This is a genomic window from Kitasatospora sp. NPDC058406 (assembly GCF_042722765.1).
Taxonomy (GTDB): Bacteria; Actinomycetota; Actinomycetes; order Streptomycetales; family Streptomycetaceae; genus Kitasatospora.
Genome location: NZ_JBHXKE010000285.1, coordinates 1 through 10388 on the forward strand (window position 1 = coordinate 1; position 10388 = coordinate 10388).

Sequence of the window (10388 nt, forward strand, 5' to 3'; positions counted from 1 at the left end):
TGCGCTCGGCCGCCGACGCGATCCGGCTCTCCCGCCGGACCCTGGCCACCATCAAGGGCAACCTGTTCTGGGCCTTCGGCTACAACGTGGCCGCGCTCCCGCTGGCCGCCGCCGGCCTGCTCAACCCGATGATCGCCGGCGGGGCGATGGCCTTCTCCTCGGTCTTCGTGGTCGGCAACAGCCTGCGCCTGCGCACCTTCCGCTGAGCCGGGTCGCCGCCCGGCCGCCCGCGGCCCCCGAACCGTCCGGTTCCGGGGCCGCGGGCGTTCACGACTGGACCGACGAGGGGACTCCGCCGAGGCGTTCCCGGAGGTGACGGGGCCGGTCGCATAGCCTGCGGCTGGCCGTCGCCCCGGCGGCGCGCGGCTTCGGGACGTGGACGGGAGTGCAGGGTGGCTTCGTCGGGTGCGGTCGGGTCGGGCGAGGGCGAAGGAGGGGGCGAAGGCGGGGGCGAGGGCCGGGCCCGCGGCCGTGGCGAGGCCGGCGGCGCGGGGCGCGCCGCGCGGCGGAGTGCCGGGACACCGGGGACACCGGGGGCGTCGGGGGCATCGGCCCGGCAGCGATGCCGGGCCTGGCTACTGGAGGGGCTCGCCGACCGGGCCAAGCAGCACCCGGGCCCGCACGCCCAGCTCCCGGTCGAGCAGGGCCGCCCCTGGTGGCGCGTGATGTGCCTGACCGGCCTCGACTACTTCTCCACCCTCGGCTACCAGCCGGGCATCGCGGCCCTCGCGGCCGGTCTGCTCTCCCCGGTGGCGACCGTGGTACTCGTCGCCGTCACCCTCTTCGGCGCGCTGCCGGTCTACCGCAGGGTGGCCCGGGAGAGCCCGCACGGCGAGGGCTCGATCGCGATGCTGGAGCGGCTGCTCTCGTTCTGGCAGGGCAAGCTCTTCGTGCTCGCCCTGCTCGGCTTCGCGGCCACCGACTTCATGATCACCATCACCCTGTCCGCGGCGGACGCCACCGCCCACATGGTCGAGAACCCGCACCTGGCCGACGCCCTCGCCGGTCGGCACGTCCTGGTCACCCTGATCCTGGTCGGCCTGCTCGGCGCCGTCTTCCTGAAGGGCTTCAGCGAGGCGATCGGGGTGGCCGTCGTCCTGGTCGGGATCTACCTCGCGCTCAACGTCGTCGTCGTGGTCACCGGCCTCTACCACGTCGTCGAGTCCCCGACCCTGGTGACGGACTGGACGGAGGCGCTCACCGCCGAGCACGGCAACGTGGTGGCGATGGTCGGCGTCGCCCTGATCACCTTCCCGAAGCTGGCGCTCGGCCTCTCCGGGTTCGAGACCGGCGTCGCCGTGATGCCGCACATCGAGGGCGACCCGGACGACACCGAGGAACGCCCCACCGGCCGGATCCGCGGTGCGCGGAAGCTGCTCACCACCGCGGCGCTGATCATGAGCGTCTTCCTGATCACCACCAGCCTCATCACCACCCTGCTGATCCCGAAGGAGGCGTTCGAGCCCGGCGGGGAGGCCAACGGCCGCGCGCTCGCCTACCTGGCGCACGACTACCTCGGCAACGCCTTCGGCACCGTCTACGACCTCTCCACCATCGCCATCCTGTGGTTCGCCGGCGCCTCCGCGATGGCGGGCATGCTCAACCTGCTGCCGCGCTACCTGCCCCGGTACGGCATGGCCCCGCACTGGGCCCGCGCCGTCCGCCCGATGGTGATCGTGCTGACCCTGATCGCCTTCCTGGTCACCTGGATCTTCGACGCCAGCGTGGACGCCCAGGGCGGCGCGTACGCGACCGGCGTGCTGGTGCTGATCAGCTCGGCGGCCATCGCCGTCACCATCGCCGCCCACGCCGCCCGCGAGCGGGGCCGGACCGCCTGCTTCGCGGTGATCGCGGCGGTCTTCGTCTACACCACGGCGCTCAACATCGCCGAGCGGCCCGACGGCGTGAAGATCGGAGCCTGCTTCATCGCCGCGATCGTGCTGGTCTCGCTGCTCTCCCGGCTCAAGCGCGCGTTCGAGCTGCGGGTCACCGACGTCGTGCTCGACGAGGCCGCCGAGCGCTTCGTCCGCGACTACACCCACCGGCCGCTGCGGCTGATCGCCAACGAGCCCCACCGCCGGGACCTCGCGGAGTACCAGGAGAAGAAGCGGCAGATCCGGACGGACAACGACATCCCCGCCGAGGACGACCTGGTCTTCGTCGAGGTGACGGTCCGTGACCCGTCCGAGTTCGAGTCGGTGCTGACCGTCCACGGCGAGGTGCTGCACGACCGCTACCGGGTGCTCAGGCTGGAGAGTTCCAGCGTGCCCAACGCGCTGGCCGCGCTGCTGCTCACCGCCCGGGACCGGACCGGGCAGCAGCCGCACATCTACTTCGAGTGGACCGAGGGCAACCCGTTCGCGCAGTTCCTGCGGTTCTTCCTGTTCGGGCAGGGCGAGGTCGCGCCGGTCACCCGCGAGGTGCTGCGCGAGGCCGAGCCCGACCGCTCGCGCCGGCCCCGTGTCCACGTGGGCTGAGACGCACGCGGGCCGGGAACCCGGGCGCCGCTGGGACCCGGGACCCGGCACCCGGTTCGCGAGGGGGGAGGGGGCGAAGGTGCGCGGGCCTTGTGCCGACGGGTTGTCAGGTGCATAGCATGGCGGATCACCGGCCCTCCCCCTCAGAGGAGCAACTCCCGTGCGCAACCGAAGGTTCGGCTCGATCGTCCTGACCGGCGCCCTGGCCCTCGCGGCCCTCGGGGCGGTCCCGGCCGCAAGCTCCGCCGCCGAGCCGGGCAGCGGCCCGCGCCACCGGGTCGAGGTCTTCGGCGAGGACGGCCCCGCCGGCCACGCGACCGTGCCCGGCACCTCCCCGTACCTCGCCGACGCCCGGCCGGGCATCGCACCCGCCGCCGGGGACGGCGAGGTCACCCCGATCCTCCGCAACGGCGCGACCGCCGACAAGCTCGACGTGGTCGTCATCGGTGACGGCTACACCGCCGCCGAGCAGGAGAAGTTCCGCGCCGACGCCGTCGCCAAGTGGCAGGAGACGAGCGCCGTCGAGCCGTACGCCGCCTATCGCGGCCTCTTCAACGTCTGGGCCGTCTCCACCGTCTCCACCGACTCCGGCATCACCGGGGACCCGGACCGTGCCACCGTCCGCAACACCGCGCTGGGCTCCTACTTCTGGTGCGAGGACATCGAACGGCTGCTCTGCGTCGACACCGGGGCGGTCGAGAGGTACGCCGCCAAGGCGCCCCGGGCCGACCTCGTCCTCGTCGTCGCCAACACCGCCAAGTACGGCGGCGCCGGCTACAACGTGGCGTCCCCGCTCGGCTACGACGGCATCGCCACCGTCGCCGGGAGCAACGCCAGGTCCGGGCAGATCGCCGTGCACGAGACCGGCCACTCGCTGGGCAAGCTCGCCGACGAGTACTTCTACGAAGGCACCGACACCTACCCGGCCGAGGAGGGGGAGCCGGGCGAGCCCAACATCAGCACCCTGCCCGCCGACCGGCTGGCCCGCGAACACGCCAAGTGGTACCGCTGGCTCGGCCGGACCTCGCCGGACGGCGGCGTCGTCGGCGCGTACGAGGGCGGCGGGTACTACCCCAGGGGGCTCTACCGGCCGACGGAGAACTCGATCATGAGGTCGCTCGGCCGCGAGTTCAACCTGCCGGGCCGCGAGGCGATGATCGCCGGCTTCTACCGGCACGCCGTCCCGCTCACCAGCCCCACTCCCGCCGGCACCCCGCTCACCAGGGCCGACCGGCTCACCGTCGATCTCCCGGTCACGGGCACCACGGTCCGGTGGTCCCTGGACGGCCGCGAACTCCGGCAGCTGCGGGGCCGCGCCGCCGTCGACCTCGTCACCGTGCCGCTCCCCGGCCCGCGCGGCCGGGTCCACACCCTCACCGCCACCGCCACCGACCCGACGCCCGCCGTCCTGGACCCCGCCCTGCGGGTCCGCCTCACCTCCGCCCTCTCCTGGCCGGTGACCCGCTGACGCCCTGACACGGGAAGACCCGTGCGCCCGTGCGCGGGAAGTCGGCCGGTCCGACTTTCCGCGCACACAGGTACGGACGCACGGGGGACGCACGCGCGGACGCCGACGGGCCCGGGCGGCGTGCGGGCAGCCCGTCAGACTGCCGCGATCACGCACTCGTCGATGGCGGTGACGGTGGTGAAGCCCAGGCGCCCGTAGAGCGAGACGGCGGTCGGGTGGTCGGCCCGGACGTTGAGGCCGATGTGGTCGGTGGTCGGCGACAGCACCTCGCAGAGGCGGGTGGTGCAGGCGGCGGCGAGCCCCCGGCCGCGGAACTCCGGGTGGGTGGTGACGTTGCCGATCACCGCGACCCGGTGGGCGGGGGAGTGGACGTGCACGCCGGCGGCCGCGACGAGCCGGCCGTCGGCGTCCCGGACCCCGACGTAGGGGCCGGTCGTCAGCATCCGCTCGTCGAACCAGTTGCCGGGGTAGCCGGCGGCGAAGAGGGCGAGCAGGTCCGCCAGGTCCGGAGCGCCGAGCGGGCCGACCTGCCACGAACCGGCACCGGTGCTCAGGGCGGTGCGGTCGGTGAGCGCCATCCGCAGCATCGCCGTCCGGTGCTCGACGCGGTACCCGGGCGCGAGCGCCTCCGCGCCGCCGCCGGTGAGGTGGGCGAGGAACCGGTCCGGCAGCACCGGGCCCATCGCGCGCAGCAGCTCGGTGAGGTGCCCGTGCCGCTCGGGCCGGGTGAGGCCGAGCAGGGTGGGCAACTCGCCCACTCCGTACAGCAACGCGACCGGGCCCTCCCCCGTGCCCTCGTCCGAGCCGTCGTCCGAGCCGTCCGCGAGGGTGTACCAGGTGGTGTGCGGCCAGAACGGATCGTCGAGGTCGCCGAGTTCGAAGAGGTGCAGCTCCGGGTCGTGGCGGAACCGGTCGGCGAGCGCCTCGCGGTCGTGCAGGCGGGTCAGCGGGGGCGGCATCGTGGGCATCCGCCGAGCCTACGCGCCCGGCCCCGCGCGCCGCCCGGCCGGGCCGACGGGAGGCCGACGGGACGACGGGACCAGGGGGCGCGGGCGAGGGGGAAGCGGAACGAAGCGGTGTGCGGCCGTCAGGCGGACGACGGGACCGAGCCGACCGGCCCCAGCAGCACCCGCAGCCTCCCGGGCGGCAGACCGGCGGTGCGACCGACGACCCGGGTCAGGTGCGCCTGGTCGGCGAAGCCGAGCTCCTGGGCGAGCACGGCCAGCCGTGTCTCGCCCTCGGTCAGCCGTTCCAGGGCCAGGGTGACCCGCAGCCGGTTGCGGTAGCGGGCGAGGCCCTCGCCGGTGGAGGCCCGGAAGATCCGGCTGAGGTGGTGCGGGGAGCAGCCGACCGCCCGCCCGAGCTGTTCCAGGCCCAGTCCGAGATCGGCCGCCAGCGCGGCGCGTGCGGCGTCCACCACCCGGCGCCGGTCCGCGTCCCGGCCGGGCCGACCGCTCGCCACCCGCGCCGGGGCCAGCGTGGTCAGCACCTCGGCGGCCAACGCGACGGCGCGCTCGGCGAGTTCGAAGGAGTCGGCGCCGTCGCGCGCCCGGGCGGTGAGCAGCCGCTGCGCGAGTGCCGTCCGGGGAGTGGTGAACACCAGCCCCTCCGGCACCTCGGGTCGCCGCCCAGCAGTGCCGCCACCTGCGGCTCGGACAACACCAGCTCGGTGTAGGCGTCGCCACCGCACGGGTGCGCGAACTGCTGCTCGCTGCCCATCCGCTCGACGTAGACGGTGGTCGGGTCGAGCAGCTGCTCGACGCCGTCGATCCGGCCCCGGAACAGCCCCCGGCGCACCATCACCAGGCCGAACACGGTGGCCGGTCGCAGCGCCGTCCAGCCGTGCGGGGGGTCCTGGCAGCGGACGTCCGCGACGTACAGGTCGTCGCCGTTCAGCAGGCAGGTGCGGTCGACCGGCATGCGCGCACCCTACTCGCGCGGGCGGCGGCTGTCGCCGGTTGCGCGGGCACGGACGGATCGCGCAAGAAACGACAAGCCGCGGGGCGGCTCGCGGCGGGAGCCTTGGTCCTGCCGGCGCCCCGGACGGGGGTCAGGGCGCCGGCCCACCTGCCCCCGCGTGGACCCCGTCCCGTCCCGCGCCACCGGCCCGTCCGACCAGAGCCCCGAGGAGCACCGGTGAACGATCCGTCCGACCACCCCGCCCGCCGTCAGGTCCTGCGCGGCGCTTTCGCCGCCGCCGGCACCGCCGCCCTCTGGTCGCTCGCCGGCCCGCCCGCGTCCGCCGCCGAGCCGTCCGGGGCCGAGCCGTCCGGGGTCGAGTCGTCCGGTGCGGGGCCGTCCGCCGAGGGGACCTCGGCGGTGGCGTCCTCCGCCGGGGGCGGCGCAGCCGCGCGGCGGCTCGGCCGGTACGAGGTGCTGGCCCTGCTGGACGCGCACGGCCCGTTCCCCGGCACCCGGCAGGCCGTCTTCCCGGCCGCCTCCCCGGCCGACTGGGAGCGGGCCCGCGACCTCGACCCGGCGGCCTTCGGCCCGGGCGACACCTGGGAGCTGGACTTCCGCTGCTTCGCCGTCCGCCGGCCCGGAGGCCGGGTCACCCTGGTCGACACCGGCGTCGGGCCGGTCGGCAGCCCGGCGTCGGCCTGGGCGCCCGTTCCCGGCCGGCTGCCCCGGGTGCTGGCCGCCGCCGGGATCGGGCCGGCGGACGTCGAGGCCGTGGTCCTGACCCACCTGCACGAGGACCACTTCGGCTGGTCGGTCCTGCCCGACGGCGTGCCGGTCTTCCCGAACGCCCGGTACGTGGTGCAGCGCGCCGAGATCGCGGCGCTCGCCCCGACCCGTACGGCGATGACGTACGTCGTGGAGCCGCTGCGCCGGGCCGGACTGCTGCACGAGGCGGACGGTCGGACGGTGCTCGCGGGTGCCGCTGGGCGCGGGTCCGGCGGCGCCGTCACCCTGCTGCCCACGCCCGGGCACACCCCGGGGCACCAGTCGGTGCTGGTCGAAGGCGGTGGCCGGCGGCTGCTGGTCACCGGGGACGTCCTGGTCCACGCGGTGCAGCTGGCCGCCCCGGAGGTCGGCTACGCCTTCGAGGCGGATCCCGCGACGGCCCGCCGCACCCGTGTGCGGCTTCTGGACGACGCCCGCCGTACCGGGGCCGTCCTCGCCACCGCGCACCTCAACCGCCCGTTCGTCCGCCCGCGGGTTGACGGGTGGACCTCCCCTGCCTAATCTCTTCTTTAAGGAAGATAAATCTTTGAAGAAGTAACTTCTTCTGGGAAGTTTCTATGGGGGGCACCTGTGAACGTCGATCCTGCTGACCGCACCGACCGCACCGAGGTCGCCGAGGTCCGCGCCGTGCTGGAGCGCGCCCGGGACGCATGGGACCGCGCCGACGGTACGGCGTACGGCGAGCTGTTCACCTCCGACGCGACCGACGTCACCTACCTCGGCACCGTCTACCGCGGCGGCGCGGAGATCGGGCGCGCCCACCAGGAGCTCTTCGAGACCTTCCTCAAGGGCACCAGGCTGGCGTTGGAGATCACCGAGGTCCGCTTCTACGGGCCGGACGTCGCCGTGGTGGTCACCGTCGGCGACACCTACAAGGGCCGCCCGGGCCGGCTGGGCAAGGTCGCCACCTACACGCTGGTCCGCGCGTGGGCGAGCGGTGAGGCGGTCTGGCGGATCGCCGCCGTCCAGAAGACCGGGCACCGGCGGCTGATGGAGGCCGTCTCCTTCGCCGCCCGCCCGGCCACTCGTCCGGCCACCCGTCCGGCCGCCCCGAGGGCCGCGGCCTGACGGCGGCGCGAGCGCTCCGGCGTCCGCAGTGGCGCCGCGCGCCCTTCGGCGAGGGCCGCAACGGGAGCGGCCGGCGTCCCCGGGTGAGGGGGCGCCGGCCGGCTGCGGGGCGTCAGAGCGGCAGGACCAGTTGCTGCCCGGGCCGGATCAGGTCGGGGTCGTCGCCGAGTGCGGTGCGGTTCCGCTCGTACAGGGCCGGCCAGCCGCCGGGCAGCCGGAGCAGGCCGGCGATGGTGTCGAGGGTGTCGTCGTCGCGCACCGTCCAGGTGGCGGGACGGTCGGCGGGGGGCGGCGCGGCGGGACCGGAGGCGGCGCCCGTCCCGGCGTCGGTGGAGTCGGCCGGGTCTGCGGCGTCGACGGAGGACGCCGCGCCGGCGGAGGCGGTGGTGTCGGCCGGGGCGTGGTCGGCGGACTCCGACGGGGCGGGGGCGGTCCCGGGTCGGGTGGTGACGGGCGGGCGCTCTCCGGTCCGGCCGGCGCGGGCCCCGCAGACCGGCCACGGGGCGAGGCCGCGCTTCCCGGCGAGGTGGTGGGCCACGGCGATCTGTTCCTCGCGGGTGGCCAGGTCGGCGCGGGGGGCGTAGGCGAGGCCGCCGTTCTCCCGCCAGGTGGGCTGGTCGAACTGGAGGCCGCCGAAGTAGCCGTTGCCGGTGTTGACGTGCCAGTTCCCGCTGCTCTCGCAGGCCGCCACCCGGTCCCAGTCGATCCCGGCCCCCCGGTTCGCACTCGTTCCGCCTCCCGGGCCCGGTGGCGCGGCGTGCGCGGCCGGGGCGGCGAGGACGGCGGCCAGGGTGCAGACGGCGGTGGGGAGCAGGCGGCGCAGCTGCGCGGTGGGGGGCATCGGCGGCTCTCAGGTCCGGGGACAGGGGCGCACGCCGCTGGAGAGCGGCGCGTTCCCACCGACGCACGCCGGGGTCGCCGTGTCGCCGCCGACACGTCGGGCGGGTCACCCGCTCGGCTCCGCGCTGCCACCCGGCCGGCGGTCCGCCCGCCCGCCCCGCTCGGGCCGCCGGGGCCGTTCTCGTCGGTCGGGGTGGTGCGACGGCGTACGGCGGGTCGGCCGTGTGCGACCTGCGGGTGCTCGGGGCCCTCCCGGCGGAGCCGGTTCCGGACGTGCGACGGCCCTCCGGCGCGAACGCCGGAGGGCCGGGGGGACGGCGGGTGCCGAACCGGTGCCGGTCGGCCGGCCGGAGCCGGGCGACCGACGAGGTCGAACGAACGGACAGGGCCGAACGGGCGATGGACTCGAACGAACGGACAGGGCCGAACGAGCGACGGGAAGGAGCGGAGTGCCGCCGGTCAGCGGGCCTGGCCGCGCTGGGCCGCCGCCTCGGCCTTCTGCCGCTGCTTCTCCTCCTTCTCGTGCTTCTCCTTGACCCGCACGGTCTCACGGCGCACCTCGGCCTGGATGGTGCGCTCACGCTGCAGCCAGTCCGGGTTCTCCTCGCGCAGAGCGTCGATCTGCTCCGAGGTGATGGCCTCGGTGACGCCGCCGCGGGCCAGGCCCGCGACCGAGACGCCGAGCCGGTTGGCCACCACGGACCGCGGGTGCGGGCCGTTGCGGCGCAGGTCCTGGAGCCACTGGGGCGGCTCGGACTGGAGGGCGGTGAGCTCCTCGCGGGAGATCACGCCCGACTGGAAGTCGGCAGGGGTGGCGCCGAGGTAGACCCCGAGCTTCTTCGCCGCCGTCGCCGGCTTCATGGTCTGCGTGGTCTTCTGCTTGAGCGATGTCATGGTCACCAGGGTAAGCGAGCGGACGGCACCCCCTGCCACGGTCGGTAGCCTTACCCGGGTGACAGAGATGCAGGTGACACCTTCGTTCCGGCTGGCGTACGTCCCGGGCGTGACGCCCGGCAAGTGGGCGCGCGTCTGGGCGGACCGGCTGCCGGACGTCCCGCTCGGCCTGGTCGCGGTGGAGGCGGCCGAGGCCGAGCCGACGCTCCGGGCCGGGGGAGCGGACGCCGGCCTGGTGAGACTGCCGGTCGACCGGACCGGCCTCAGCGCCATCCCGCTGTACACCGAGGTGACGGTCGTGGTGTTCCCCAAGGACCACTGGCTGGCGGCGGCGGAGGAGGTGGGCCTCGGCGACCTGGCCGACGAGGTGGTCTTCCACCCGCTGGACGACACCCTCGCATGGGACGCGCTGCCCGGGCGGGCGGCCGTCGAGCGGCCCGCGAGCACGGCCGACGCGATCGAGCTGGTGGCGGCCGGGGTGGGCGTGCTGCTCGTCCCGCAGTCGCTGGCCCGGCTGCACCACCGCCGGGACCTCACCTTCCGGCCGGTGCCGGACGCGGCCCAGTCCCAGGTGGCGCTGTCGTGGCCGGAGGAGCAGACCACCGATCTGGTGGAGGAGTTCATCGGGATCGTCCGGGGCCGGACGGTCAACAGCTCGCGCGGCCGGGGCCAGACCGCTCCGGCCGCCGCCGCGCCGGCGAAGCAGTCGCCCGCCGGCGGGAAGTCCGGCGCGGGCAGGTCCGGCGGGGGCAAGGCGGGCGCGGGGCGTACCGGTGCCGGTGCCAGGACGGCCGGGAACCGGGCCGCCGGCGGGCGTCCGCGCGGCTCGGGTTCGGGCTCCGGCGGCAGCTCCGGGGCGGCCCGGCGAGGCCGCCCGAAGCGCAAGGGCTGACGCGCCGGACCGGAGCGTGAGAGACACACGGGGTCGAACCGCCGTGGCGGGGGCTCCGGGC

At 75.5% G+C, this 10388-nt stretch carries 10 protein-coding genes and 1 pseudogene; 6 read left to right on the forward strand and 5 right to left on the reverse strand.

What is annotated here, in order from left to right; genetic code table 11:
* The 3 genes and pseudogenes from ACFWOG_RS35595 to ACFWOG_RS35605 all read left to right on the forward strand — a co-directional run.
* Positions 1-206, forward strand: a pseudogene (locus ACFWOG_RS35595) (haloacid dehalogenase); the annotation flags it as partial.
* A 459-nt stretch (positions 207-665) separates the two neighbouring features.
* Entirely contained in the window at positions 666-2477 is a 1812-nt protein-coding gene (locus tag ACFWOG_RS35600; protein ID WP_380363459.1) for an amino acid transporter, read from the forward strand.
* Positions 2478-2637: 160 nt separating this feature from the next.
* Entirely contained in the window at positions 2638-3945 is a 1308-nt protein-coding gene (locus tag ACFWOG_RS35605) for a M64 family metallopeptidase (RefSeq protein WP_380363461.1), read from the forward strand.
* A 134-nt stretch (positions 3946-4079) separates the two neighbouring features.
* Here the strand turns inward: ACFWOG_RS35605 and ACFWOG_RS35610 are convergent, their stop codons facing one another.
* From ACFWOG_RS35610 to ACFWOG_RS35620, 3 genes are all read right to left on the reverse strand, one after another.
* Positions 4080-4913, reverse strand: a complete 834-nt coding sequence (locus tag ACFWOG_RS35610) for a GNAT family N-acetyltransferase (RefSeq protein WP_380363463.1) — start codon at positions 4911-4913, stop codon at positions 4080-4082.
* A 119-nt stretch (positions 4914-5032) separates the two neighbouring features.
* Positions 5033-5545 carry a helix-turn-helix transcriptional regulator gene (locus ACFWOG_RS35615; protein ID WP_380363465.1) on the reverse strand — a complete coding sequence of 171 codons (513 nt, stop codon included), beginning with the start codon at positions 5543-5545 and terminating at the stop codon, positions 5033-5035.
* A complete protein-coding gene (locus ACFWOG_RS35620) occupies positions 5428-5865 on the reverse strand; it encodes a hypothetical protein (RefSeq protein WP_380363467.1) in 438 nt (145 codons plus the stop codon). The genes ACFWOG_RS35615 and ACFWOG_RS35620 overlap by 118 nt, the downstream gene beginning before the upstream one ends.
* A 216-nt stretch (positions 5866-6081) precedes the next feature.
* Here ACFWOG_RS35620 and ACFWOG_RS35625 point away from each other — a divergent pair, with 216 nt between their 5' ends.
* Positions 6082-7134 (forward strand): MBL fold metallo-hydrolase, encoded by a 1053-nt coding sequence (locus ACFWOG_RS35625; protein WP_380363468.1) that lies wholly within the window; start codon positions 6082-6084, stop codon positions 7132-7134.
* Positions 7135-7203: 69 nt separating this feature from the next.
* Complete coding sequence (locus ACFWOG_RS35630) at positions 7204-7701, forward strand: SgcJ/EcaC family oxidoreductase (RefSeq protein WP_380363470.1); 498 nt, start codon at positions 7204-7206, stop codon at positions 7699-7701.
* A 112-nt stretch (positions 7702-7813) separates the two neighbouring features.
* Here the strand turns inward: ACFWOG_RS35630 and ACFWOG_RS35635 are convergent, their stop codons facing one another.
* Positions 7814-8542 (reverse strand): transglycosylase family protein, encoded by a 729-nt coding sequence (locus ACFWOG_RS35635; protein ID WP_380363472.1) that lies wholly within the window; start codon positions 8540-8542, stop codon positions 7814-7816.
* A 458-nt stretch (positions 8543-9000) separates the two neighbouring features.
* Positions 9001-9435 (reverse strand): DUF5997 family protein, encoded by a 435-nt coding sequence (locus ACFWOG_RS35640; protein ID WP_329876817.1) that lies wholly within the window; start codon positions 9433-9435, stop codon positions 9001-9003.
* Positions 9436-9493: 58 nt separating this feature from the next.
* Between ACFWOG_RS35640 and ACFWOG_RS35645 the strand changes: the two genes are divergently transcribed.
* Positions 9494-10327, forward strand: a complete 834-nt coding sequence (locus ACFWOG_RS35645) for a LysR family substrate-binding domain-containing protein (protein ID WP_380363475.1) — start codon at positions 9494-9496, stop codon at positions 10325-10327.
* The last annotated feature ends 61 nt before the right edge of the window (positions 10328-10388 follow it).